24 protein-coding genes and 3 tRNA genes are annotated in these 25,012 nt (G+C 67.6%); 11 read left to right on the top strand and 16 right to left on the bottom strand.

Translation table 11 applies throughout. From position 1 onward, the window contains the following. Position 1 precedes the first annotated feature (1 nt). Complete coding sequence (locus K254_RS0102255) at positions 2 to 367, bottom strand: DUF485 domain-containing protein (protein ID WP_026554010.1); 366 nt, start codon at positions 365 to 367, stop codon at positions 2 to 4. A 137-nt stretch (positions 368 to 504) separates the two neighbouring features. On the opposite strand from K254_RS0102255, the gene K254_RS0102250 reads away from it, so the two are divergent. From K254_RS0102250 to K254_RS0102235, 4 genes are read left to right on the top strand one after another with little or no spacing between them, the layout of a single operon-like run. Beyond that, positions 505 to 1,761, top strand: coding sequence for a sensor histidine kinase (locus K254_RS0102250; protein WP_026554009.1), 1,257 nt, complete (start codon positions 505 to 507; stop codon positions 1,759 to 1,761). Between the two features lie 35 nt (positions 1,762 to 1,796). Further along, entirely contained in the window at positions 1,797 to 2,522 is a 726-nt protein-coding gene (locus tag K254_RS0102245; protein ID WP_026554008.1) for a LytR/AlgR family response regulator transcription factor, read from the top strand. Beyond that, positions 2,519 to 2,914: a hypothetical protein gene (locus tag K254_RS0102240; RefSeq protein WP_051388695.1), complete on the top strand. Its 396-nt coding sequence runs from the start codon at positions 2,519 to 2,521 to the stop codon at positions 2,912 to 2,914. Before K254_RS0102245 ends, K254_RS0102240 begins: the two co-directional genes overlap by 4 nt. Then, entirely contained in the window at positions 2,911 to 4,389 is a 1,479-nt protein-coding gene (locus K254_RS0102235) for a sodium/solute symporter (protein ID WP_026554006.1), read from the top strand. The genes K254_RS0102240 and K254_RS0102235 overlap by 4 nt, the downstream gene beginning before the upstream one ends. A gap of 131 nt (positions 4,390 to 4,520) precedes the next feature. Here the strand turns inward: K254_RS0102235 and K254_RS0102230 are convergent, their stop codons facing one another. From K254_RS0102230 to rpsB, 6 genes are all read right to left on the bottom strand, one after another. Then, on the bottom strand, positions 4,521 to 5,108 hold the full coding sequence (locus tag K254_RS0102230; protein ID WP_155848430.1) for a DivIVA domain-containing protein: 588 nt from the start codon (positions 5,106 to 5,108) through the stop codon (positions 4,521 to 4,523). Positions 5,109 to 5,239: 131 nt separating this feature from the next. Beyond that, positions 5,240 to 6,163 carry a phosphatidate cytidylyltransferase gene (locus K254_RS0102225; protein WP_442853039.1) on the bottom strand — a complete coding sequence of 308 codons (924 nt, stop codon included), beginning with the start codon at positions 6,161 to 6,163 and terminating at the stop codon, positions 5,240 to 5,242. A gap of 383 nt (positions 6,164 to 6,546) precedes the next feature. Continuing rightward, positions 6,547 to 7,104, bottom strand: a complete 558-nt coding sequence (frr, locus tag K254_RS0102220; protein ID WP_026554003.1) for a ribosome recycling factor — start codon at positions 7,102 to 7,104, stop codon at positions 6,547 to 6,549. 116 nt (positions 7,105 to 7,220) lie between these two features. Further along, positions 7,221 to 7,988 carry a UMP kinase gene (gene pyrH / locus K254_RS0102215; RefSeq protein ID WP_035749429.1) on the bottom strand — a complete coding sequence of 256 codons (768 nt, stop codon included), beginning with the start codon at positions 7,986 to 7,988 and terminating at the stop codon, positions 7,221 to 7,223. Between the two features lie 147 nt (positions 7,989 to 8,135). After that, positions 8,136 to 8,972, bottom strand: a complete 837-nt coding sequence (tsf, locus tag K254_RS0102210; protein ID WP_026554001.1) for a translation elongation factor Ts — start codon at positions 8,970 to 8,972, stop codon at positions 8,136 to 8,138. A gap of 147 nt (positions 8,973 to 9,119) precedes the next feature. After that, positions 9,120 to 9,998, bottom strand: coding sequence for a 30S ribosomal protein S2 (gene rpsB / locus K254_RS0102205; protein WP_026554000.1), 879 nt, complete (start codon positions 9,996 to 9,998; stop codon positions 9,120 to 9,122). A gap of 196 nt (positions 9,999 to 10,194) precedes the next feature. Between rpsB and K254_RS21335 the strand changes: the two genes are divergently transcribed. Beyond that, positions 10,195 to 10,929, top strand: a complete 735-nt coding sequence (locus K254_RS21335) for a M23 family metallopeptidase (RefSeq protein ID WP_331271221.1) — start codon at positions 10,195 to 10,197, stop codon at positions 10,927 to 10,929. Between the two features lie 65 nt (positions 10,930 to 10,994). Here the strand turns inward: K254_RS21335 and K254_RS0102195 are convergent, their stop codons facing one another. The 6 genes from K254_RS0102195 to K254_RS0102170 all read right to left on the bottom strand — a co-directional run bounded on the left by K254_RS0102195 (position 10,995) and on the right by K254_RS0102170 (position 16,398). Beyond that, entirely contained in the window at positions 10,995 to 12,185 is a 1,191-nt protein-coding gene (locus tag K254_RS0102195; protein WP_026553999.1) for an acyl-CoA dehydrogenase family protein, read from the bottom strand. 143 nt (positions 12,186 to 12,328) lie between these two features. Continuing rightward, positions 12,329 to 12,402, bottom strand: a tRNA-Ile gene (locus K254_RS0102190). A gap of 70 nt (positions 12,403 to 12,472) precedes the next feature. Continuing rightward, entirely contained in the window at positions 12,473 to 13,642 is a 1,170-nt protein-coding gene (locus K254_RS0102185; RefSeq protein ID WP_026553998.1) for a glycosyltransferase, read from the bottom strand. 263 nt (positions 13,643 to 13,905) lie between these two features. Further along, positions 13,906 to 14,817 (bottom strand): DMT family transporter, encoded by a 912-nt coding sequence (locus K254_RS0102180; RefSeq protein WP_026553997.1) that lies wholly within the window; start codon positions 14,815 to 14,817, stop codon positions 13,906 to 13,908. Continuing rightward, entirely contained in the window at positions 14,814 to 15,458 is a 645-nt protein-coding gene (locus K254_RS21330) for a CDP-alcohol phosphatidyltransferase family protein (RefSeq protein WP_035748881.1), read from the bottom strand. Before K254_RS21330 ends, K254_RS0102180 begins: the two co-directional genes overlap by 4 nt. A gap of 76 nt (positions 15,459 to 15,534) precedes the next feature. Next, the gene (locus K254_RS0102170) at positions 15,535 to 16,398 is read right to left on the bottom strand and encodes a phage holin family protein (RefSeq protein WP_231391719.1); all 864 of its coding nucleotides are present in this window, start codon (positions 16,396 to 16,398) and stop codon (positions 15,535 to 15,537) included. A gap of 333 nt (positions 16,399 to 16,731) precedes the next feature. Here K254_RS0102170 and K254_RS0102165 point away from each other — a divergent pair, with 333 nt between their 5' ends. The 6 genes from K254_RS0102165 to K254_RS0102140 all read left to right on the top strand — a co-directional run bounded on the left by K254_RS0102165 (position 16,732) and on the right by K254_RS0102140 (position 23,286). Continuing rightward, on the top strand, positions 16,732 to 17,952 hold the full coding sequence (locus K254_RS0102165) for a multidrug effflux MFS transporter (protein WP_026553995.1): 1,221 nt from the start codon (positions 16,732 to 16,734) through the stop codon (positions 17,950 to 17,952). 58 nt (positions 17,953 to 18,010) lie between these two features. After that, positions 18,011 to 20,524: a bifunctional lysylphosphatidylglycerol flippase/synthetase MprF gene (locus K254_RS21325; protein WP_231391718.1), complete on the top strand. Its 2,514-nt coding sequence runs from the start codon at positions 18,011 to 18,013 to the stop codon at positions 20,522 to 20,524. Then, complete coding sequence (locus tag K254_RS24675) at positions 20,521 to 21,207, top strand: DUF1345 domain-containing protein (RefSeq protein WP_051388691.1); 687 nt, start codon at positions 20,521 to 20,523, stop codon at positions 21,205 to 21,207. Before K254_RS21325 ends, K254_RS24675 begins: the two co-directional genes overlap by 4 nt. A gap of 53 nt (positions 21,208 to 21,260) precedes the next feature. Further along, the gene (locus K254_RS0102150) at positions 21,261 to 22,556 is read left to right on the top strand and encodes an alpha/beta hydrolase (RefSeq protein ID WP_155848429.1); all 1,296 of its coding nucleotides are present in this window, start codon (positions 21,261 to 21,263) and stop codon (positions 22,554 to 22,556) included. A gap of 89 nt (positions 22,557 to 22,645) precedes the next feature. Next, on the top strand, positions 22,646 to 22,819 hold the full coding sequence (locus K254_RS25870; RefSeq protein ID WP_081709831.1) for a glycine zipper 2TM domain: 174 nt from the start codon (positions 22,646 to 22,648) through the stop codon (positions 22,817 to 22,819). A gap of 59 nt (positions 22,820 to 22,878) precedes the next feature. Beyond that, positions 22,879 to 23,286 carry a hypothetical protein gene (locus K254_RS0102140; RefSeq protein ID WP_026553993.1) on the top strand — a complete coding sequence of 136 codons (408 nt, stop codon included), beginning with the start codon at positions 22,879 to 22,881 and terminating at the stop codon, positions 23,284 to 23,286. A gap of 145 nt (positions 23,287 to 23,431) precedes the next feature. Here the strand turns inward: K254_RS0102140 and K254_RS0102135 are convergent, their stop codons facing one another. The 3 genes from K254_RS0102135 to K254_RS0102125 all read right to left on the bottom strand — a co-directional run bounded on the left by K254_RS0102135 (position 23,432) and on the right by K254_RS0102125 (position 24,952). Continuing rightward, a complete protein-coding gene (locus tag K254_RS0102135; RefSeq protein WP_026553992.1) occupies positions 23,432 to 24,706 on the bottom strand; it encodes an APC family permease in 1,275 nt (424 codons plus the stop codon). 78 nt (positions 24,707 to 24,784) lie between these two features. Next, positions 24,785 to 24,857 (bottom strand) — tRNA-Asn (locus tag K254_RS0102130). Positions 24,858 to 24,876: 19 nt separating this feature from the next. After that, positions 24,877 to 24,952 (bottom strand) — tRNA-Asn (locus K254_RS0102125). Positions 24,953 to 25,012 lie beyond the last annotated feature (60 nt).

Below are 25,012 nucleotides of genomic sequence, written 5' to 3'. Positions count from 1 at the left end.
GTCAGGCTCCTTCCTGGCTCAGGGACGGTTCCTCGAGGCGGCGCCGGATCGCGGATGCGTCGGGATCAAGCTTGCGGTTGGCGTAGCTGACGTACCAGGTGGTGATGGCGAAGGTCGTCACAAACTGGCCCAGCCCCAGCAGCAGCCCCACATTGATGCTGCCGAAGACCTTGGTGGACATGAAATCGTGGGCGTAGTCGGCCAGCAGGACGTACAGGAAGTACCAGAGCAGAAACGCGATGGCCACGGGGAAGACGAAACTGCGGTGCTTGCGGCGCAGATGCTGGAACTCGGCGGTGGCCTGGACCTCTTCAAAATCAATCTCGGGAACCGGATCGTGTGGCGTGGGTTGGGCTGAAGTACCCATCATTCCTCCTTGAGTGATGTGATGCACTTCACTATCAACCCTCCGGCGGGGGCTGGACCGTCCACCGCATCCCGCCGTCGCCCAATGGCACCAAGGCTGCGCCCAATGGCGGATGGTGCGGGCGCTAGTCTTGCTCCATGCCCGATTCCTTCCCGGTTTTGCTCAGCGCCGTGCTCTTGGCCGCTGCCGCGGTCGTGCTCCTGGGCGCCGGCGTGGCGGGCGCCTTGGGCTTCCGGCTGTCGCGGCGGCGCCGCGAGCTGGGCACCGACGCGGAGCGGGCCACCTACACCACCCTCCACCTGGCCACAGTGGCCGGCGGACATCTGCGCAACGGTCTGGAACCGGCCGGTGCCATGAAAGCGTCCAAGGCGCTGCGGTCCATGCTGCACTGCACGGCCCTGGCGTTGACCGATGAATCGGCTCCGCTGGCCTGGGACGCGGCGGCCCGCACGGAGCGGTCCGCCCCGCGCACGCCATCGGCGGCCAGGAGCCGGGCGGTGATGGCGCTGGCTGCGCGTGCACTGGCCACCGGCAGAACGCAGGTGTGCACGCTCGACGAATCCCAGCTGGTGGATCTGGGCCTGGCCGGTGCCGACCATGGCGTCAAGGCCGCCGTCGCCTCCCCCATCCAGGTCGATGCCCGGGTGGTGGGCTGTGTGCTGGCCTTCACCAAACAGGCCAGCCCGGCGCTGGTGCGGGCGGCCAACGAGGTGGCCGGGTGGATCTCCGCGCAGGTGCAGTTGGCCGAGCTCGGTGCCAGCCGCACCCTGCTGATGGAGGCCGAGGTGCGGGCGCTGCGGGCCCAGATCAGTCCTCATTTCATCTACAACTCGCTGAACGCCATCGCCTCCTTCATCAACACCGACCCTGTCCGGGCCAGGGAGCTGGTGGTGGAATTTGCCGACTTCACCCGGTATTCCTTCCGCCGCCACGGTGATTTCACCACGCTGGCCGAAGAGCTGCTCTGCATCGACAGATACCTGCTGCTGGAACGGGCGCGCTTTGGCGAGCGGCTGCAGGTCAACCTGCAGATCGCCCCGGAGGTGCTGGGCACGGTGATCCCCTTCCTGTCCCTGCAGCCGCTGGTGGAGAACGCCGTGCGCCATGGCCTGGAGGCCAAGGAGGGCGTGGGCCACATCAAGATCATGGCCCGCGACCAGGGGGCGCTGGCGGAGGTCACCATCGAGGACGACGGCGTGGGGATCGATCCGGAGCATCTGCGCAGTGTGCTCGCCGGCCACCGCGACGGCGACCATGTGGGTCTGCGCAATGTGGACGCCCGCCTGCGGCAGGTCTACGGGGACGACTTTGGGCTGGTCATTGACACCGCGCCCGGCGCTGGGACCCTGGTGGCGATGCGGGTGCCCAAATCCCAGCCGGACCACGACGCCTGACTCCCCGCAGCCGCGGCACTGCCTACACTGTTGCCATGATCAATGTCCTCGTCGCTGACGACGAGCTTCCCGCCGTGGCGGAATTGTCCTTCCTGCTCGGCAAGGATGGGCGGATCGGGCAGATCCACCGCGCAGGCAGCGGCCGGGCCGCACTGGCCATCCTGGAGCAGAGCCGCATCGATGCCCTGTTCCTGGACATCCATATGCCGGGATTGTCCGGGCTGGAGATCGCCCACGCCATCAACGCCCGCCCCAACCCTCCCGCCGTCGTCTTTGTGACGGCCGATGAGGATTGCGCCCTGCAGGCCTTTGAGCTTGCCGCGGTGGACTACCTGCTCAAGCCGGTGCGGGCCGAGCGGCTGGCCGCCACCGTGGGGCGGCTCACCGAACTGGCGGCCCCGGCTCCGGAGGGCCCAGAGGCTGAAATGATCACCGTGGAGAAGGGCGGCACCAGCCGGCTGATCCGCCTTGACGAGGTGCGCTATGTCCAGGCCCAGGGCGACTACGCCAGGCTGCACACGGCCCACGACAGCTATCTGGTCCGCGTCCCGCTGGCCGATTTGGAACAGCGCTGGGCCGCGGCCGGCTTCCTGCGCATCCACCGCTCGTATCTGGTCTGCATGCCCTTTGTCAGCTCGCTCAAACTCGGTGCAGCCCGCCCCACGCTGTCCGTGGCCGATGCCGAACTGCCCGTCAGCCGCCGCCATCTTCCTCTGCTGCGCGAACGACTGGCCGCGACCAAGGTCAGGCCGCAGCCGTGACGGTTCCGGGCCAGGACGCCCCGGAGCCCCCGCAGCGTGTCCGGGTGGAGGCACCGCGCCGGCTGGCCAATGCTGCACCGGTCCGCGCCAGCGTCGCGCAGGAGGTCTCCGAGCACTCCCAGGTGGGCGAGGTGTTTGTCCGATCCCTCATCCGCTCCCAATTGCGGCTGGCGGCCGTGGTGGCCGGAGCCTTTGCCCTGGTCCTCGCCGGCTGTTGGCTGCTGGCCACCCTGCTGCCCGGACTGCTGGAGGTGCGGCTGGGTGGCATCCCGCTGCCCTGGCTGGTGCTGGGCGTGGGCATCTACCCGGTGGTCTGCCTCTGCGCGTGGCTCTTTGTCCGCGCGGCGGCCCGCAACGAGGCACGCTATCTCGATCTGGTGGGTGAGAAGTGAACGCCACCGCCGGCTTCGCCGCCCTGGCCGCCGTCGCCGCCGCCACGGCGCTGATCGGTTTCTACGGGTTGCGGATCTCCCGCACCACCAGCGACTTCTATGTCGCCTCGCGGACCGTCAAGCCCTGGCTGAATGCCTCGGCCATCGGGGGCGAGTACCTCTCTGCGGCGAGCTTCCTGGGCATCGCGGGCCTGGTGATGGTTTCCGGTCTGGATGCGCTGTGGTTCCCGATCGGCTACACCGCCGGCTACCTGATGCTGCTCCTCTTCGTGGCGGCGCCGCTGCGCCGCTCCGGGGCGTACACCATCCCCGACTTCGCCCAGGCCCGGCTGGATTCCACGGCGGCGCGGTCCGTCACCAGCGTGCTCGTGGTGGTGGTGGGCTGGTTCTACATCGTCCCCCAGTTGCACGGCGCGGCGCTGACCATCCGCACCACCACCGGGCTGCCGGCGTGGGTGGGCTCGGTGGCTGTGGTGGCCGTCGTCGTCCTCACCGTCGCCACAGGCGGCATGCGCTCCATCACCTTTGTCCAAGCCTTCCAGTACTGGCTCAAACTCACCGCGCTGGGGGTTCCGGCCATCTTCCTGGTGCTCCAGGTGAGCGGCCCGGGCGCCCCCGTCCCCAGCGCCGAGGCGGCGGCCATGGTGTGGGGCGGCAGCGGCGGATCCCCCTATCGCACCCTTTCGCTGCTGGCGGCGCTGCTCTTTGGCACGCTGGGGCTGCCGCATGTGCTGGTGCGCTTCTACACCAACCCGGACGGCTCGGCCGCCCGGCGCACCACCCTGATTGTGCTCGGGCTGCTGGGGCTCTTCTACATCTTTCCCACCATTCTGGGCGTGCTGGGCCGGCTGTTCCTCCCGGAGCTGGTGGCGGCCGGCGGGGCCGACGCCGTCGTGCTTCTGCTGCCGGGACGGCTGGTGGGCGGGACGGCCGGCGAGCTGCTGTCCGCATTGGTGATCGCCGGCGCGTTTGCCGCGTTCCTCTCCACCACCTCCGGGCTGGTGGTCTCCCTCGCCGGCGTCATCAGCCAGGACCTGCTGGGGGGCAGTGTGCGCGGGTTCCGGTGGGCAGCAGTGCTCTCGGCGGTGGTGCCGCTTGCCGTGGCGCTGGGCACCCAGTCCCTGGGCCTGGCCGGCAGCGTGGGGCTGGTGTTCGCCTTCACGGCCTCCACGGTGTGCCCCATGCTGGTGCTGGGCATCTGGTGGCGTGGACTGACCGACGCCGGGGCCATCGCGGGCATGGTGGCCGGCGGCACCCTGTGCGGAGGCGCCATCCTCCTCGGGCCACGGCTGCATGCCGGCGATCCCGGCTATGAGCTGCTCTCCCAGCCTGCGGCGTGGACGGTGCCGGTGGCGTTCGCCGTCATGGTGCTGGTCTCCCGGGCGACGGCGCACCGCCAGGGGGCGGGCACGGCCAGATTCATGACCCGCCTGCACGTCCCCGAGCGTCCACTCTCCCCCGGCAAACCCCGCTAGCCGCGCGCCACACCCCGCACCAATCGCCCCCACCCCGCACCACCCCACACGCGAAAAGGCAGTTGGGGACAGTCCGGAGCGTCCGGACTGTCCCCAACTGCCTCTTCGCGAAAGGTTTGGGTCGGACAGCGCTAGTCGATCGAGGCCATCATCTCGACGACGCGGTCGAGGAAGGCGTCCACCTGCGCCTCGTCGTAGCCGGCGGCACCGGTGGCCGGGGCGAAGACGGCGCGGCGGATCACGTCCACGCTCAACGGCTTGTCCTCTTCGAAGTACTTCACCAGCTCCACGCAGAGCGCGTCCACATCATCAGTGGAGTAGCTGGCGACCCGCCCCTTGGCACGGCGGAAGCGTTCGCCGTCGGGCCGGTGCAGGCGCCCGCGCAGCACGGAGGCGATCTTGCCGATCTGCAGCAGCCAGGCGTCCTCGCCCTTGGCCGCGATCAGCTCGTCACGCTCGCGCTGGACAAACACATCCTCCAGGCGGTCCAGCGCGGCATCGACGGCCCGCGCCTCGTAGCCGCCCTTGGCCGGGTCGAAGGAAACCGCGCGGACTTCGTGGGAGGTCAGCGCCTTGTGCGAGGTGTCCTCGGACGTATAGAAGGCCCGGGCACGGTCGAGGAACTGGTCAACCTGCTTGACGTTGTAGCCGTAGTCCTTGCTGGCTACGCGCCCAAACGGCGCCTCGGTCCTGTCAATCTCTTCCACGGTCACAGTCATTCCTTGCTGGTTTTCCTCTGCTGTCAAGCACGTCGTCACGTGCTCTGGCTGTCGCGCACGGCATGTCCGCCACGCGCGTCGAATTCATCCTACGTTGCCGGCCCCGCGGAGGCGTGGAACCGTTGAACGCGTCACAGGACGCTGAAGATGGCGAAGGCCACGGGAGCGGCAAACAGGATCGAATCCAGCCTGTCCATCACCCCGCCGTGCCCGGGCAGGATGTTGCTCATGTCCTTCACGCCCAGTTCCCGTTTGACCATTGACTCGGCAAAATCTCCGCTGGTTCCGGCCAGCACCATGCCGACGGCCAGGGCCAGCCCCACCCACCAGTGCTCGTCGAGCAGGAACACCGTGGCCAGGATCCCCACCAGGGTGGCACCGCCCATGGACCCGGCGAAACCCTCCCAAGACTTCTTGGGGCTGATCTTCGGCGCCATCGGGTGCTTGCCGAACAACACCCCGACCAGATAGCCAAAGGTATCGTTGGCCACCACCAGCAGCAGCATGATCACCACCTGCAGCACCCCGGGGTTCAGCGCGCCAAGGTCAAGCGTCAGGCCCGTGGTCGGCGCAGCGCCGCCCCGGATCATCAGGAAGACGAAGCTGAGCATGAACGGTATCCAGGCCAAAGCGAAAACGCCGGCAAAGATGCTCTTGATGGCCCCGGGCGCCGGATCCACCACCCGCCACAGCAGCGTGGCCGCGCTGGCGGCCGTAAAGGCAAACAGCAGGCCCTCGGACCCGGCAAAATAGGCGGCGGCCGGCATGGCCGCCGTGCCCACCATCACCGGCACCAGCGGAGCACTGATCTCATGCCGGCCCATGGCCCGGGTGACTTCCCAGACGCCCAGGCAGGCAAAGGCCGTGGCAAACACCACAAAGGCCAGCGGGAAGAACAGCAGCCCGCCCAGCACCAGCGCCAACAGGGCGACGCCGACGCCGACGGCGGCCGGAAGGTTCCGGCCCGCCTTGGGCGTGTGCTTGCTGGTGTCCTCGATGGCCCCGGGCAGCGCCGCCGCGGCAGCGGCCGGCAGCGGCGCAATGGGGCCCGGCACCAATGGAATCGCGGGAACTGTCGACGCCGGCGGAGCAGCAGCCGGCGGTCCCACCGAAGGCTCGGCGGCCGCCGTCGGCGACGCTGCCGCGGTCGCTGCCGGGACGGGCGCTGCACCTGCGGATGCCGGATCGGCGTCGGCCGATGCAGAGCTTTCAGCTGCAGAGCCCGCCGATGCGGAGCCCTCCGCAGCAGGCGCCACAGCGGTGGGAACGACCGCAATGACGCCCGTCCCTGGGGAACCGGGCCGCGAGCGTTCGGCGGCCCTCAGGGACCGCCGGGTTGGAAGAGTGGGCGACAGATCCCCGGATCTGGATGGATCGGTACCCGTCTCTGGCGCCCCACCCGCACTGGATCCAGCCGCCGCCGGCTGGGAGTCGCTCATTAGACCTCGAGCAGCTCAGCTTCCTTGCGCTTGAGGAGCTCGTCAATGTTGTCACTGTGGGACTTGGTCATCGCGTCCAGTTCCTTCTCGGCACGGTTTCCCTCGTCCTCGCCGGCGTCGCCGTCCTTGACGATGCGGTCCAGCGCATCCTTGGCCTTGCGGCGGATGTTGCGCAGGGACACCTTGGCGTCCTCGCCCTTGCCGCGGACGATCTTCACGTACTCCTTGCGGCGTTCCTCGGTCAGCTCCGGCATGATCACGCGGATCACATTGCCGTCGTTGGACGGGTTGGCGCCGACCTCGGAGGAGGACAGGGCGCGCTCGATGTCGCCCATGGCGGTGCGGTCGAACGGGGTGATGAGCAGGGTCCGGGCCTCCGGAACGGCGAAGGAGGCCAGCTGCTGCAGCGGCGTCGGGGAGCCGTAGTACTCCACCATGACCTTGGCGAACAGCGCCGGGTTCGCACGGCCCGTGCGGACAGCGGCGAAGTCCTCTTTGGCTACCTCAACGGCCTTGTCCATCTTTTCCTCGGCCTCGAGCAAAGTCTCTTCGATCACGTGTCTCTCCCTCGCAAATGCATACTCAACGTCAATGGCGGCGCTCAGCGCTGCGCAGCTCCAGTGTTCATCCTATCGTGGCCGCGCAGCGCCGCAGCACCGCTTTCCGGCGGCTTTTAGGGGGTGACCAGGGTGCCCAGCTTCTCGCCCAGAATGGCCCCTGCCACGTTGCCCTCGCCCTCCATGCCGAAGACCAGCATGGTGACGTTGTTGTCCTTGCAGAGGCTGAATGCCGTCTGGTCCATGACGCGGATGTCGCGCTGCATGGCCTCGTCGTAGGTCAGCGTGTCCAGCTTCACGGCGTCGGGGTCCTTCTTCGGATCGGCCGTGTACACACCGTCGACGCCGTTCTTGGCCATCAGGACCACGTCAGCGTGGACCTCCAGGGCCCGCTGGGCGGCAACGGTGTCGGTGGAGAAGTACGGCAGGCCCGCGCCGGCACCGAAGATGACCACGCGGCCCTTCTCCAGGTGGCGGATGGCACGCCGCGGGATGTAGGCCTCGGCTACCTGGCCCATGGTGATGGCGGACTGGACGCGGGTTTCCACGCCTGCCTGCTCCAGGAAGTCCTGCAGTGCGAGGCAGTTCATCACGGTGCCCAGCATGCCCATGTAGTCCGCGCGGGAGCGGTCCATGCCGGAGGCGGAGAGCTCGGCACCGCGGAAGAAGTTGCCGCCGCCGACGACGATGGCGACCTCGACGGTGTCCACGGTGCGGGCGATCTGCTCGGCGATGTTGCGCACGGTCACGGGGTCGACGCCGAGCTTGCCGCCGCCAAAGACCTCGCCGGAGAGCTTGAGGAGCACGCGGCGGCGGTGTCCGCCGCCCGCGCGCTGGGACTGGGGCTCTGTGGCGGAAAGGGTTTCAGGTGTTGTGGTAGTCATGTTGCCTTCCATTGGCACAGGGGCCGTTAATTCCATTGTCTTCGGCCCCGAAGGGCCCAGCCACAAAGATCTTAGCTTTGTTGGCATGAAAAAGGGGTGGCCACCTTGGTGGCCACCCCCTCCTCTTACATATTTCTAAGCTGGTGCTTAGGCTCCAACGCGGAAGCGGGCGAAGGCGGTTGCCTTCACGCCGGCCTCTTCGAGGACCTGGGCAACGCTCTTCTTGGCGTCCTTGGCGAATGCCTGGTCAACCAGGACACTCTCCTTGAAGAAGCCCGTCAGGCGGCCCTCGACGATCTTGGTCAGCGCGGCTTCGGGCTTGCCCTCGGCGCGTGCGGTCTCGTCGGCAATGCGGCGCTCGCTCTCAACCAGTTCGGCCGGAACTTCCTCACGGGTGAGGTAGGTCGGTGCGTAGGCTGCGATGTGCACGGCGATGTCGTGGGCGGCCTCGGCGGCAGCGTCACCCTCACCGTCAACAGCGAACAGAACGCCAACCTGGGCCGGGAGGTCCTTGGACGTCTTGTGCAGGTAGGCGTCAACGGTTGCACCCTCAACGCGTGCAACGCGGCGGACGGCAACCTTCTCGCCCAGCAGTGCGCCGGCTTCGATGACCAGCTCGGAGAGCGGCTTGCCATCGACGTCGAATGCCAGCAGGGTCTCGACGTCGGAGGCGCCGGAAGCCTGGGCAGCGGCCAGAACCTTGTTGGAGAACTCGATGAACGGGGCAGCCTTGGCCACGAAGTCGGTCTCGCAGTTGACCTCAACCATGACGCCAACGCCACCGTTGACCGAAGCGGCGACGAGGCCCTCGGCGGTGGAGCGGCCTTCACGCTTGGTGGCGCCCTTGAGGCCCTTGATGCGAATGAGCTCCATCGCCTTTTCGGCGTCGCCATTTGCCTCGTCGAGAGCCTTCTTGACGTCCATCATGCCAGCGCCAGTGCGCTCGCGCAGAGCCTTGATATCAGCAGCGGTGTAGTTCGCCATGTGAACCCCTCAGTGTAGATTTTGTCAGTATTTACCACTGGTCACTCGCCACTGGCAGGAGCGCTCTGCCCCGATGGGCGGCGCTCCTGCCAGTGGTGAGTCATCTCAGTGTGCGCGCTTCCGATGAACGGAGCGCTAAGAGAGTTTTTACTTCTCGGTTTCGGCTTCGACGGCCGGTGCCTCGACGGCGGCTTCGGCCGGAGCCTCAACAGCGGCCTCGACGGGTGCCTCAACAGCAGCCTCGACCGGAGCCTCGACGGCGGAGTCGGTCACGAGCAGCTCGCGCTCCCACTCGGCCAGCGGCTCGGCCGGAGCTTCGGAGCCCGTAGCCTTGGCGTTGCGGGCCATCAGGCCCTCGGCGATGGCGTCTGCAACCACGCGGGTCAGCAGGTGCACGGAGCGGATGGCGTCGTCGTTGCCCGGAATCGGGAAGTCGACCTCATCGGGATCGCAGTTGGTGTCCAGGATGGCCACAACGGGGATGTTGAGCTTCTTGGCCTCGTCAATGGCGAGGTGCTCCTTCTTGGTGTCAACAACCCACAGCACGGACGGTGCCTTGGTCAGGTTGCGGATGCCGCCCAGGTTGGTCTGCAGCTTGGTGAGCTCGCGCTTGAGCAGCAGCAGTTCCTTCTTGGTGTGGCCGGAGGAGGCAACGTCCTCGAAGTTGATCTCTTCGAGTTCCTTCATGCGCTGGATGCGCTTGGCGACGGTCTGGAAGTTGGTGAGCATACCGCCCAACCAGCGCTGGTTCACGTAGGGCTGGCCCACGCGGGTTGCCTGGTCGGCGATGGCTTCCTGAGCCTGCTTCTTGGTACCGACGAAGAGCACGGTGCCGCCGTGGGCGACAGTGGCCTTGACGAACTCGTAGGCGCGGTCGATGTAGGACAGCGACTGCTGCAGGTCGATGATGTAGATGCCGTTGCGCTCGGTGAAGATGAAGCGCTTCATCTTCGGGTTCCAACGACGGGTCTGGTGTCCAAAGTGGACGCCGCTGTCAAGCAGCTGGCGCATGGTTACGACGGGCATGCCGGCGCTCCTTCATGTTTACGGTTGTTAGCCTTTTTACCCCGGCGGACGATTCCACCGGGCTGTGCTCCTGGCATCCATTGCTCTGCTCAACCGAATGAACGGACCGAAGAGGGGCAATCCGTCTACTGCTGTAACTGGCAGCGTCCGGGCGGGATGCGCGTAGTCAGCTTGCACACGGCAAACTGCTCCACCTATGTTACTACACCGCTCCACCGGCCGTGACACGCTGGCGGCCTTGTGCCGCTCGCCCGGCGGCGGCGGTGCCTGCACAGCGCACGACGATGCCCGGCCGTCCACAGCCCGCCCGCGGCCCGGCGCCGCCGCGGCGTTCCGGCGCGACCCTGAGTGGATGACCCGGAGCCAGCCCCTGCCGATCTGTTTCCATCCACGGACCCGCGCCCGCCCATTGGCGGCCGCCTTCGCACTGGCCCTTCTCCTGGCCCTGGTGCTGCCGGCACCCGGGGACCCGAGTGCCGGCGCCGCTCCCCCGCCACCGTGGACCTGGCCGCTGGTGCCGCGCCCCGCCGTCGTGCATCCCTTTGCGCCGCCGCCCAAGCCATGGCTGGCGGGGCACCGCGGGGTTGATCTCGCCGCGGCCCAGGGCGTTCCCGTCACGGCCCCGGCGGACGGGGTGGTGGTCTTCAGTGGGCAGGTGGTGGACAGGGACGTCGTCACCATCCGCCACGCCAACGGGCTGCTGAGCAGCTTCGAACCAGTCACGGGCGCCCCGGCAGCGGGCACCGGCGTCGCCCAGGGCCAGACGGTGGGCATCCTTGACGGGCCCACCCATTGCGGATCCATGATGGCCTCCCCGCACAGCTGCCTGCACTGGGGCGTCCGCCGCGGCGAGGAGTACCTGGACCCGCTGCAATTTGTGCAGGACCGCCGCCCGTCCATCCTGCTCCCCCTCACCCCCCGCCCCAACTAGGTGACAGTTATCGCACAAAAATCGCCCAAAAATGTGCGATAAGTGTCACCCAGTTGGGCAGGGGGCTAGACGATGGCGGAGATTCCGGTGATGGCGCGGCCAGTGACGAGCGTGTTGATCTCGTAGGTGCCCTCGTAGGAGTAGATGGCCTCCGCGTCGGCGAAGATCTTGGCCATCTCATAGTCCGTGACAATACCGTTGCCGCCCAGGATGCTGCGGCCCATGGCGACGGATTCGCGCATCCTGGCGGTGGTGAAGGCCTTCGCCAGCGCCGACTGCTCGTCCTTGGCGGCGTTGGCATCCTCCAGCTGCGCCAGGCGCACCATCATGCCCGTCGAGGCAACAACATTGCCCAGGATCTTCACCAGCTGGTCCTGCACCAGCTGGAAGGAGGCCAGCGGGCGGCCGAACTGGTGGCGCTCGACGGCGTAGCGCCGGGCGACGTCGAACGCGGCCAGCTGCTGGCCCACGGCCTGCCAGGCCACGCCGAGCCGGCTGACCTTGAGCACCTTGTTCGTGTCGCGGAAGGAGTTGCCGCCGGCCAGTTTGAACCCATCGGGAACGACGACGTCGGTCAGGGTGATGTCGGCGTTCTGCACCGTGCGCAGCGCCGTCTTGTTCTCAATCTTGGTGGCCCTGTAGCCCTCGGTGGTGGTGTCGATGAGGAAGGACTTGACCGCATTGTCCGCCTCGTCTCGGGCGAAGATGACCACCCAGTCGGCGAAGGTCGCGTTGCCGATCCAGCGCTTGGCGCCGTTGAGGATCCAGTTGCCGCCCTCACGGCGGGCCGTGGTGCGCGTGCCGCCGGCGACGTCGGATCCGCCCAGCGGTTCGGTGAGCCCAAAGGCTCCGATCTTCTTCATCGCATAGATGTCCGGCAGCCAGGCGGCCTTCTGCTCCTCGGAGGCGAGCAGTTCAATGGTGGCGGTGAACAGGCCGTCATGGACGCCCATGAACGTGGCGATCGAGGAATCGGCGCGGGTGAACTCGGCCTGCATCAGCCCGGCGAACAGGCTGGAGTGGCCCTGGCGGCGGATCGGGCTCATGACGTCCAGCTCCGCCAGCTTCGGGATCAGCTCCATCGGGAACTCGGCGCGGTTCCAGCAGTCCACGGCGATCGGCTTGACCTCCTTGGCCAGGAAGTCGCGGATTTCCTGCAGACGCTCCCGCTCGGACTCGGTCAGCAGCTGCTCAAAGCCATAGAAGTCGCCGTCGGCGTAGGGCAGGTTGTTCGGATCGATGGCGGCCTTGGCCATGGGAAGCTCCTTTGCTGGTGATGTTACTCATCAGTAACTTACCGGAGAGTAATGCAGCTGGCAACGATCCCCCGGCAGCAAGGGGCGCTCCCGCGGACAGCAAAGAACCCCGGAACCAGAGGTGGTTCCGGGGTTCTGCAGGGTAGGGCTACTCGGACTTGAACCGAGGACCTTAGGATTATGAGTCCCGCGCTCTAACCAGCTGAGCTATAGCCCCATGTCCGGGCGCCCACCGTGTGCCACAAACTGCACACGGTGCCGCGCCCAGACCATCCTAATGGCTTTGGCTACAGAGCGTGGTCCTCGTAGCTGCCGCCGCGGTAGATGTCTTCAAAAGTGTCCAGCGTCTTGTTGAGGCCGTGCCGGGCCACCATAGCGTGGCTGGCCTCGCCCATGGCCGTCCTGTCCGCCTCGGACAGGCGCAGGATCTTGGTGATCTTCGCCGCCAGGTCATCGCTGTCCATCGGGGTGAAGAGGTAGCCGTTAACGCCGTTGTCGACCAGGTGCGGCAGCGCCATGGCGTTGGCCAGCACCACGGGGGTGGAGGCGCTCATGGCTTCCAGGCTCACCAGCGACTGCAGTTCGGCGGTGCCGGGCATGCAAAAGACATCCGCCTGGATGTAGGCCTTGCGCAAGTCTTCATCGCTGACCAGACCGAAGAATTTCACCTTCTCTGCCAGACCCAGACGCTCGGCCTGTGCCTTCAGGGCGTTCTTGACCTCGCCGCCGCCGACGATCTCCAGATGCACGTTCAGATCCGCCGGCATCTTGGCGATGGCGTCGATCAGGACGTCGATGTGCTTTTCCTCGGCCAGGCGGCCGGCAAAAAGCACCGTCGGATTGGCGTGGCGCTCAATGATCTCGCCCTCGGCCAGCTCGTAGTTGCCGGCGTCGATGCCGTTGGACAGCGGCAGCACCTTGCGCAGGAAGGCGTGCTGGTGCATGGCCTTGGCCGCCAGCGGCGTGGGCGTGGTGACCACATCCGCGCGGCCCATGACCTTGCCCATGTCGCGCCAGGACACCTTGCCGACAATGTTTTTGAACCACTGCGGGAACGGCAGGAACGGGTTCAGGTTCTCCGGCATGAAGTGGTTGGTGGCAACGATGCGGATGCCGCGGCGCTGGGCCTCGTACACCACGTGCTCACCGATCATGTAGTGGCTCTGCACGTGCACCACATCCGGGTTGATCTCGTCGAAGATCGCCGCGATGTCCTTCTTGATCTCCCACGGCAGGGAGATGCGGAAGTATTCGTGCGTCGGCACTGAGCGTGAGCGCAGCCGGTGCACCGTGGCCTCGGGGAGGGTCTCTGTGTAGGCCTTGCCGGCATCGGGGCGGCAGGCTGCCACGTGGACCTTGTGGCCGCGGGCCTTCATGCCCTTGGCCAGGCGGTAGCAGAACTGCGCGGCGCCGTTCACGTGCGGCGGGTAGGTGTCCGCGGCGATCAGGATGGTCAAGGGCCGCGTTGCCGCCCTGGTGCTCGACGACGACGCTCCCGCGGGAGCAGTGCCGGCGGGAGCGCCATCGGCACTCACCCGCTCCGCCGCCGGCGAGGTGCTTTGCTGCGAGTCCGGGCTCTGAGTGGATGTCACTGAAAATACTCCTGGTGGCTTCTCACGCAGCCGGCGGTGGCCGGAGCGCGCGCGCAGGAAACCGCGTGAGGCTCCCTGCGCCGTCGTGCATCAAAAAACTGTGGTGTGCTCCCATGGAAGGGCCGGCACTAGGTGCGGGCTGACTTCTTCAAGTCCTTGGCGGACTCATTCTTCCGCTTCACCACATCGGGGTGGTGCCGCGAGAGAGCAACGACACCCACGATAGCAAGCAATGCCGCCCCGGCCATGGAAATCGCCACCACGGCGGGGACATCGGGGCGAAGCTCACCGAGAATGGTGATGCCGATGGCGATGCCCACCATCGGGTCGATGACCGTCAGGCCGGCGATGACCAGATCCGGCGGCCCGCTGGCATAGGCGCTCTGGACAAACCAGCTGCCCAGTCCGCCCGCCACGGCGATGGCGATGATGGAGTACCACTGCACATTGAGCAGGTAGAGGCCGTTGGGGTCGAAGATCTGCTTGGAGATGATGCGGGTCAGCACGGCCACGAAGCCGAACAGGACGCCGGCTCCCAGGATGTAGAAGAAGGCCCGGATGTGGTGGCGCCACAGGATGAGCGCCGTGCCAAAGATGGCCACGACGATGGCCAGCATGAACACCACCGTCAGTTCCTGTTCCACCGTGACGTGGTGGTTCTCACTCACCACATTCACCGCCAGCAGCACGAAGAGCGCACTGCCGGTGACGCAGCAGGTGATGGCGACGACGGTGGCCCGGTTGAGCCGGATGCCCTGGTCCTTGGAGTTCACGATGGTGGTGATGACCAGCGCAATGGCGCCGATCGGTTGGATCACCACCAGTGTCCCCAGGGTCAGAGCCACCACGTTGAGCACCATCCCCAGCCCCAGCAGGACCAGGCCCAGGACCCAGCGCGGGTTGCGCAGCAGGCGCAGAAACCCATTGCTGCCCAGGGCCAGGCCGCCGGTGTTGGACTGCACGGCGCTGCCCTGGCGCTGCGCACCGAAGGCAAGGAAGAAGGCGCCTGCCACTGCACAGGCAACACCGATCCACATCACAGGCCCGCCCCCAGGTTCCGGCCCTGTTGGTCTTGCTGGTTTCGCTGGTCCTGGTGCTTGTGCACCATGGCCCAGAAGTAGTTGTAGGCGGCCACCAGATGGCCCAGCACGCCGATGGCCAGCAGGACCCATGCCGCCACACCCAGGGCGTTGGGCTCGTGGCCCACCACCTTGGCCAGCAGCAGCAGGGGCGTGCCCACCAGCAGGGCCGCGGTGCGCACCTTGCCGATAGTGCTGACGGGCAGGTCCGGGTGCCAGCGGAAGAAGATGACGGAGACCGTGGCCAGAACAGCGTCGGGGACCACCAGGGCGGCCAGCAGCCACCACGGCGCGACGCCGGCGAGCACCAGGGTGACGGCGACTGTCACCAGCGCCACGCGGTCCGCCAGCGGATCGAGGACGCGGCCCAGTTCGGAGGCCTGGTTGAACCGGCGGGCAACGTAGCCGTCAATCCAGTCGGTGCCTGCCATCAGGGCAAGCACCAGCACGGCCCAGCCGTACTGGTGCTGGGCGAGGACCAGCCAGACGAACAACGGAACGCCGAGAAAGCGGACCACCGTGATGACGTTGGGGACGGTGATGATCCGCCTGCTGGCGGCAGGCTGCTGCCCCGGGCGTGTTCCCGCGCCGATCAACCTCACACCTCCCCCTTTCGACTGCTGCGATGGCTCAAAGATTGTCCTGACTGCCGCCGGCGCGCCGGTGGGGCACCCGCCGTCAGCGCTTGAACAGCTTCCTCAGCAACAGGACCAGGGCAGTGCCGGAGGCGGCCAGCAGGCTCAGCGGAATCCAGCGGTTCCGCACCTCGGTGGCAACGGTTTCAACCAACGGCGCAGCGGCGGAGGCCGCCGAGGTGAACCGGGCCTTGGCTTCGCTGCCGACGGCGGCCGCCAGGGCGGCACCCTGGGTCTTGACATTGGCCTTGGCCACCAGCTCCTCGCGCAGCACCAGCAGGTGTTCGCGGCGGGTGCGGGTGCGGGCCAGCAGTTCCTCTTCACTGGGTGTGGGGCCGTTCTCGGCGGCCTTGGACTCGCGTTCGGCCTTGGCCCGGGCGGCAGCGGCAAGCTTCTCCGCCTTGCGGGCCTCGAGCTCTTCCTTGCTCAGCACCGGCGCCACCAGTGTCGAGGGGTCGAAGTCCCTGCCCTGCTTGGCGATGCCCAAATCGTGCCGGATCCCCCGCCATGCCTCTTCGGGGATGAGCGGCATGGTCTTCTTGACCTTGCGCACGCCAATGAGGGCGGCCACGAGGGTGACCACGAGGAACAGGGCCGAGACCAGCAGGGCAGACAACCACAGGGGCATGATCGTTGCCAGCCCCGCAATGGCGGCCACCACCAGGGCAATCACCAGCAGCCCGGCAAAGACCAGCGCCGCGCCCAGGAAGCCCGCGGCTACGCCGACCTTGCCGCCCTTGCGCGCCAGCTCGGCCTTGGCCAGGGCCAGCTCGTCGTTGAGCTGGCGTGGCACCAGGCGGCCGGCCGTCTTCAGCGCCTCGATCAGGGAGTCGTCCCCGGCCCAGGAGGTGGTTCCCTTGGCCCCGCCCGTTCCGTGCCCCGCACTGACCATCGAAACCGCCTCCATAGCTTGAACAACTGCGCGCGGCCGAAGTGCGGCCCCGCGGTTGGGCGCCGGGTTCCCTCCGGCGCGCCTGAAGTCAAAATTACCATTGACCCCCGCCCAGCCGTCGGCCCCGGGCCGGAGGGCCCTTGTAGTGGTGCAAATCACAGCATGTGGCCGTCTCGCTGGTTGGGAAACCCTTTACCGGGCCATGGCCGGGCACCCTAGGATGGGTTCATCGGTGCACATGTGCCGGCCACTGTTCCAGCTGGCACTAGCCCTCCCCCGTTTCCGCCGTTCCACAGCCCGCTCCGCTGCGTCTGTGGGCTGCTTCGTCGTCTCAAGAAGGATCCTTCGTTGACCTCCCACGCCACTCCTGGTGACGCCCTTTCCCGCAGGCAAAAGCTGGTCTACGTGCTCGTCCTCGGGCTGTTGACGGCGTTGGGTCCGTTCACGGTGGACCTCTATCTGCCGGCCTTCCCGATCATTGCCGAAGAGCTGAGGGTCAGTGCGACGGCGGTGCAGCTGACGCTGACGGCAACCACCATCGGCTTTGCCGCCGGCCAGTTGGTGGTGGGGCCGCTGAGCGACAAGTTCGGCCGCAGGATGCCGCTGCTGCTGGCCACGGCCCTGCATGTGGGTGCCTCGCTCGGCGCGGCGCTGTCGACGGACATCACCATGCTGGGCGTGTTCCGTGTGCTGCAGGGCATCGGCGCGGCGGGCGGCGGCGTCGTGGCGATGGCCATGATCCGCGACCTCTTTGCCGGCTACCAGCTGGTGCGCATGTTCTCCAGGATGTCCCTGGTCAACGGCATGGCCCCCATCCTGGCACCACTGATCGGATCCCAGCTGCTGGGCATCATGGACTGGCCGGGCATCTTCTTCTTCCTGGCAGCCTACGGACTTCTGGTGGTGGTGGCCGCAGGCTTCTTCATCATTGAAACCCTGCCCCGCGAACGCCGCCACGGCTCCGACTCCACACTTGCGCTGCGGTACAAGCGGGTGTTCAGCGACAGGATCTTTGTGGGGACGCTGCTCATTGGTGGGCTGAACTTCGGCGCGCTGTTCACCTACCTCTCCGCCTCCACCTTCCTGTTCCAGGACACCTTCGGCTTCACGCCCCAGCAGTACGGCCTGCTGTTCGGCATCAACTCCCTGGGCGTGGTGGCCGGTGTGCAGATCGCCGCACGGATGATGCGCCACATGGGTCCGCAGTGGGTGATGGCCATGGCCACCGTGGCCCAGCTGCTCGCGGCGGCGGCCATGATCATCTGCGACCAATTGGGCCTGGGCCTGTGGGGCATCGCCATCCCCCTCTGGTTCTTCATCCTGGCCACCGGATTCATGTTCCCCAGCATCCAGGTCCAGGGCCTGGCCAGGCACGGTGCACAGGCCGGAACGGCGGCCTCACTCATGGGTGCCGTCACCTTCGGCTTCGCCGGTCTGATCTCCCCTGTTGTGGGTCTGCTGGGCGTGGCCAGCGCGACGCCGATGGCGGCCATCATGGGCGCCTGCGTGGTACTGGGTATGCTGTCGCTGTGGCTGATTGTTCGGCCGCGGACAGTGCCCGCCATCTAGTGCCGGTCCGGCTGGTGCCGGCAGCAGTGCGGGTTCGGCAACTGCAAAGGGGAATGCCTTGTCCACCACCACGCCGGAACCCCGACAGCGCGCCAGGCGCCGGTGGGCCGCAGTCCTTGATCTGGCGCGCCACCTGCCCCTGACACTGGCCATGGTCGCGGCGCTGTGGATCATCGCCGCCGCGACGGCCAGCCTGCCCGACGGCCCCTCCGAGGATCTGCTGGCAAGTGTCGGCATTGACGTCAGCGACGGCACCGGCACGCCGTGGTCCTGGCTCACCTCGGCCTTCTTCGCCACCTCCTTGCTGGACTACCTTTTCGCCACCGCCATCGTGCTGGTGGCTGTCGGGGTGGCCGAGAAGACGGTCGGCATCCTCCCCACCCTGGTGGCCTTCGTGGCAGGATCGGCGGCGAGCGCACTGATCCTCAGTTCCCTGGTGCTGCTGGGCATCGCGAGCAACGACGAGTGGCTGCAGTACCTGGGCAGTGACTACGTGGTGGGGCCCTATGGTGGCGCCGCCGCGGCCCTGGGCTTGGCGACGGCGCGGATGGAGCCGCTGTGGCGCCGGCGCACCCGGACCTGGCTGGTGGCGGCGACAGTCATGTTTGCCCTCTATGTGGGGGTTGCCCAGACCATCCAGGCGCTGGCCGCCGCTGTGCTGGGCCTGGTGGCCGGCTGGATGCTGTTCGCCGCCGCTGGACACCACAGATGGGCGGCCACCCGCTACCGCTCCACGGTGCGCGAGTACCGTTTCCTGATCGGCACCGTGGTGGGCGTCTTTGCCCTTGGCTCGCTGTTGGACCAGCTGATGGGCGCCCTGTCCGTGGGGCCCATGGCCTTCAGCTCGCTCATCATGGTCCAGGCCAGCCCGGGCACCGATGAGCTCAGCGAAATCTGCGGCGGGGATGCTGCATGCATCTCCCTGCAGAGCGCCGTGGGGATCAACAGTGTCGGAGCCGCTGTGCTGTCGGTGGTGCCCGTGCTGCTGCTCCTGCTCTGCGCGGAAGGTCTGCGCCGCGGCCGGCGGCTGGCCTGGCTGCTGGTCATGGGCATCTGCACCTACCTGCTGCTGGTGCTGGTGGCCGATGTGGTGCTCTTCCTCACCGACCCAGGTGTCGATGTCAGCGACGAGCTGGCCGGGCTGTTCTCCTTGTACGTCGGCGCCGTCTTCGCCGGTCCATTGATCATCATCGTCCTGCTGCTGCTCAACCGCGCCAAGTTCAGGGTCGAATCCTCCCCGGCCAGCTACCGCCGCCTCTACCGCAGCGCCGGCCTAGCCGCCGGCAGCGCCGTCCTGCTCTATGCCGCGTTCTGGTTCATCGAGGGCAATCTGGAGCACTTCAGCATTTTCACGCTGCTGGGGCAGCTGGCCCACATCCTCTTTCCGTTCCCCGTGCCCTTCGCCACCGAGCTGCCCAATGGATTGGTGTCCACCATCATCTATGGCTTTGGCGGCGTCGTGGTGTGGCTGGTGGTCCTGGTGTCGGTGGTGCGCAGCTACACGGCCTTTGGCGCTCTGGAGGCCGACGCCGCTGCCGACAAGGCGCGCGCGCGGGAGCTGGTGCACCGGGGCGGCGGCTCGCTGTCCTGGATGGCGCTGTGGAACAACAATGCGTACTGGTTCACCCCGGACGGCGAGGCCGGCGTGGCCTACCAGGTCCACAATGGTGTGGCCCTGACGGTGGCCGAGCCTTTCGGCGATGCGGCCCACACCGAGGCCGCCGCCGCCGGCTTCGTGGCCCACTGCACGGAGCTGGGCGTGGTCCCTTGCTTCTACTCCGCGCCCGGCACCTTGGCCAAGGCCCTGGACGGGCATGGTTTCCGCAGGCTGGCGGTGGCTGAGGAAACATTGCTGAACATCGCGGACATGACCTTCAAGGGCAAGGAATGGCAGAACGTCCGCACGGCGCTGAACCGGGCGGAAAAGCTTGGCATCAAGGACCAGTGGTCCATGTACGCCCAGATGCCGCCGGGCATCCGCGCCCAGCTGGCCGAAATCTCCGCCGAGTGGGTCTCCGACAAGCCCCTGCCGGAAATGGGCTTCACCCTGGGCGGCCTCGAGGAGCTGAAGGCCGACGGCGTGCTGTGCTGCGTGGCCGTGGACGACGACGGGCTGGTGCACGGTGTGACCAGCTGGCTGCCGGTCTTCAGCAGCGGCGTGCCAGTGGGGTGGACCCTGGACTTCATGCGCCGCCGCACCACCGGCTTCAAGGGCGTGATGGAGTTCCTGATCGCCTCCGCCGCCAACCATTTCCGGGACTCGGTGGCCACCATTTCGCTCTCGGGCTCGCCGCTGGCGACGGCGTCCGGTGCGTCCGACGACGGCGACCACAGCAGCCTTGACCGGATCCTGGCGCTGCTGGGTGATGCGTTGGAGCCGATGTACGGCTTCAAGTCCCTGGCGGCGTTCAAGTCTCGGTTCCAGCCCGTCCACCGCACGCTCTACATGTACTACCAGGACCCGCTCGCGCTGCCGGCGATTGGTCTGGCCGTCTCCTCCGCCTATCTGCCGGGCCTGTCCCCGCGCCAGAGTGCCTCGCTGCTGCGGGCGCTGGTGGGCCGGGAGTCATGAGCGCGGCGGCGCAGACGCCGGCGGCCGGCGGTGGCATCTCCTTCGGCGACGTGGCCCGGTTCCTGGGCGAGCTGGCGATGATTGCCATCGCCATTGCCTCCATCAGCAACGATGCCCTGGATGACATCGACATCCTCGGATTGTGGTGCGTCGCCGGTTTTGCCTACGCCGTGGCCAACATCATCGGTGTGGCGTTCGGGGTTCGGTTCAGCGGCAGCGGGCGGCGCCTCATCCGGCTCCGCCGGCCTTTCTGGGGGCTGCGCGCCACCGCCATCGCCGGGACCATCTGTTCGAGCGTCTTCGGCCTCTACGCCGCCACCTCCGTGCTGCTGGCGCGGGTGGACACCGACGAGGAGCATGCCGTGGCGCTGACGGTGGTGGGCGTGGCGGCGATGCTGTTGTCCTGGGGCTTCCTGCACTGGGGCTTCGCCCGGATCTACATGTATGCCCACTACCGCCGGCCCGGGCGGCCGATGCTGCGCTTCCCGGCCACCACGGCACCGGTGCTGGCGGACTTTGTGTACTTCTCCTACACGATGGGCACCGCCTTCGCCGCCTCGGATGTGGAGACGCTGCGCACCGAGATCCGCTGGACCATGGTGTACCACTCGGTGATCAGCTTCTTCTTCAACGGCCTCATCGTGGTGCTGGCCCTGAACACCATCATGAACATCGGCAAATAGCCCGGCCCAATGAAGCAGGCCAGTGAGCAGCCGAAGGACAAGGAGGATGGCAGATGTGGAAGAGCATCTTGAACGCGGTCATCGACGACGGCCCCGTCATGTGGACAGCCATTGGCCTCTTTGCCCTGTTCTTCGCGGTCCTCTTCCTGCGCCCGTCCGCTCGGTGGACGGTGAAGGCCACCGCCGCCGTCGCGCTTGGGGCCCTGGTGGGCGCAGGGACCATCTGGCTGTCGGACGCCCTTTTTGATGTCTTCAAGGTGCCGATCCCCCGCTTCACCTGGTTCTGGGGTGCTCTGGGCACCGGTGCCCTCGGCCTGGCCGTGGCCAGCTTCTGGGGTGTTCCGCGCTGGCGCAAGGTGGTGGCTGTGGTGGCCATTCCCGTCTTCGCGCTGGTCATGGGCATGGGCGTGAATGCGTCGTTCGGACTGAACAAGACACTGGGCTCGGTGCTGGGCATCTCCACAGAAGACCCCATCAATATCAAACCGCCCGATCCCAGCCCCAGCGCCGCACCCACCGGGCCGCTGTACCAACGCTGGACGCCACCGGCGGACATGCCGGCCAAGGGCACCACCGGCACCGCCGACATCCCCGCCACGGCGTCGGGCTTCACCGCCCGTCCGGCGGGTGTCTATCTGCCGCCCGCCGCGCTGACGGCCAACCCGCCCAGGCTGCCGTTTGTGCTGCTGATGATGGGCCAGCCCGGCACCCCCGACCCGCAGTACGTCGCCGGGATCCTCGACACCTTTGCCGCAGCCCACCAGGGCCTGGCCCCGATCGTGGTGGTGGCTGACCAGATCGGCCCCGGCATGGACGACACGCTGTGCCTGGACACGGCCCAATACGGCAAGGTGCAGACCTACATCAATACCGATGTGGTGGCGTGGGCCCGGGCAAACCTGAACATCCTGTCGGAGCGTCAGTACTGGACCGTTGCGGGCTACTCCAACGGCGGCCAGTGCGCACTGTCCTTTGCCATCAAATACCCCCAGCTCTGGGGCAATCTGCTGGACATCTCCGGCGAATTGTTCCCGGGGGCCGAGAACGAGGCGCAGAACCTGGCCACCATCTTTGCCTCAAGCCAAAGCGCCTATGACGCCGAGAAGCCGTTGACGATTCTGGCCGGCAAGAAGTTTGCCGGCACCACCGCCATCTTCACCGCCGGCAGCCAGGATCCGCAGTATGCAGCGGTGGCGGCCCAAGTGTCCGACGCGGCACGCGCCGCGGGCATGGACGTGACCCTCTATCTGATCCCCGGTGCGGGCCATGTGGGCCCGGCGCTCACGGACGGCCTGCAGAAGGGCTTCGAGGTCCTCTATCCGCGGCTGGGCCTGGCCCCGCCGCCCTAGGTCCGCCGCTCCCGCCGCGGAACGTGGCCGGGCCCTTGGCCGGACCCCGGCCGACCCATCGCCGGACCCCTCGTTGGTAGGGTTGGCGCATGAGCGAAAAGCCGATCCACCGCAACGGCCGCGGACTGTTCATCGGCGTGCTGCTCGGGGCCATTCTGGGCGCTGTGCTGGGCGGCTACTTCGGCAACAGGCTCATTGTGGCCATCATCTGCGCGGCGGTCCTTGGTGCCGCCATGTACCGGATCAATCCCGGACCCAAATAGCCCGCGCCAATGTCCGCGCGCCACTGGGACGAGATGCCCCGGCGGGATAAAATTGGACTGTGGCCAGATGGCAGGAACCCCCGCCCATCCCCGCCGCGTGGCAACGCTGCGACGGCGGCATTCTTGCGCTGTGGTGGGACCGCCTGCGCGCCACCACCAGCGCTGAATCCGCCGCACTGTACGCCGCGGGGCTGTTCACCGAGGACCGCCGCCGGCCCATTGCCCAGTGGTACAACCCGGCCTTGAACGCCGCCCTGCTGGTGGCGCCGGAGTCCTCACTCGAATGGCCAGTGCAGCGCTTTGGCATCTTCTACGCGCCTCCCGGCGCGGGTTTTGAACGCGTGCATTCCGCCCCGCATGAGTGGAGTCCGCGCACCCCGCGTGAACACCCAACGCAGGATGATGCGTTCCTTGGCGCCATTGCAGAGGCCGAGCGGTTCCTCCAGGCGGAAATGAGCTTCGTCTAGCCCGCGGGCCCCGGTTCCCGTGTCCGTCCAGCCCTGGACCGGGGCAGCCCCGCGCCCTCCGGACCGGCGCGTCCCAAGCCCTCCGGGCCGGGGTGTCCCAAGCCCTCCGGTCCGGCGCGTCCTATGCCCTCCCGGCCGGCGCGTCCTACGCCGCCCGGGCTGGCGGCCGCAGGCGCAGCCGCACCAGGCGGTAGGCGGCCCCGACGGCGAACATGGCTCCTCCCGCGAGGACCGATTCAACGGGCAGCGTTGCCGCCAGCACCACGCACAGAACGGCTCCGGCAACGGCCAGCGCCCGCGGGTAGCGCCGCTGGGGGCGGGCCTGCGTGAGGGCTGCCAGATTCGCCACGAGGTAGTAGACCAGCACGCCGAAGGACGAGAAGCCGATGGCGCCGCGGAGGTCCGCCACGAGGATCACCGCGCAGATCAGCACGGCCAGCACCACCTCGGCCCGGTGGGGCACGTGGAAGCGCGGGTGGATGGCCGCGAGCAGCACCGGCAGGTCCCCCTCGCGGGCCATGGCCATGGTGGTACGCCCCAGCCCGGCCAGCAGGCCCAGCAGGGCGCCCAGCGCCGCCAGAGCGGCTCCAACGGCCACGACGGGCACAGCCCATGCCCAAGGACCTGCGGCGGCCGCAGCGGCGAGCGGAGCCGCGCTCTCCGCCACGCCGTCGGGCCCCAGGGCGGCCAGCAGGCTGGTCCCCACCAGCGCATAAAGGACGACGGCGACCCCCAGGGCCAGCATGATGGCCCGCGGAATGGTCCGAGACGGGTCCTTGACCTCCCCGCCCATGGTCGCGATGCGGGCGTAGCCGGCGAAGGCGAAGAACAGCAGGCCGGCCGATTGCAGGATGCCGTACCAGCCGGAGTCCAGCAGGCCTGGTCCCAGAATCCTGGCGCCCACGCCCGGGCCGGTGACCTGCGCCCAGCAGACGGCGACCACCACGGCCAGTGCGGCCAGCACCGCCACGACGAGGATCCGGGCCAGCCTGGCCGTCTTCGTGACGCCGCGGTAGTTGACGGCGGCCAGTGCGGCGACGGCGGCGATTGCCACGGGCCTCCCCCAGCCCGGCGGCGCGGCATAGGCGGCAAAGGTCATCGCCATGGCGGCGCTGCTGGCGGTCTTGCCGAAGACGAAGCCCCAGCCGGCCAGGAAGCCGGGCCACTCGCCCAGCCGCCGCCGGCCATAGATGTAGGTGCCGCCGGATTCCGGGTACTGTGCGGCCAGCTGGGCCGAGGAGGTGGCGTTGCACAATGCGGCCACAGCGGCCACGGCCAGCCCGACCAGCAGCCCGGAGCCGGCGGCCTGTGCGGCGGGGGCGAAGGCGGCGAAGACACCGGCGCCGATCATCGATCCCAGGCCGATCACGACGGCATCCGTGGTGCCCAATCGGCGGCCGAGGGCGGGTTGTGTGTCCATGGGTTCAAACCTAGCGCCGCCGACAGAAGACGAAAAAACCCCGCCCAATGTTTCCATCGGACGGGGTTCCTCGTTTTGCTCCCCCGGCTGGACTTGAACCAGCAACCCTTCGATTAACAGTCGAATGCTCTGCCAATTGAGCTACAGGGGAAAGCACGCATATGAGCCAATGGCTCCCCCGGCTGGACTTGAACCAGCAACCCTTCGATTAACAGTCGAATGCTCTGCCAATTGAGCTACAGGGGAATGCGCAGGAACAACACTAACAAGACTTTGCCCAGTTGTGAAATCGAGGCGGGGCAGGGT

This window comes from Arthrobacter sp. 35W (assembly GCF_000482545.1).
Lineage (GTDB): Bacteria > Actinomycetota > Actinomycetes > Actinomycetales > Micrococcaceae > Specibacter.
Note: the sequence above shows the minus strand (reverse complement) of the source record. Positions and strands in the feature narration are given on the sequence as shown.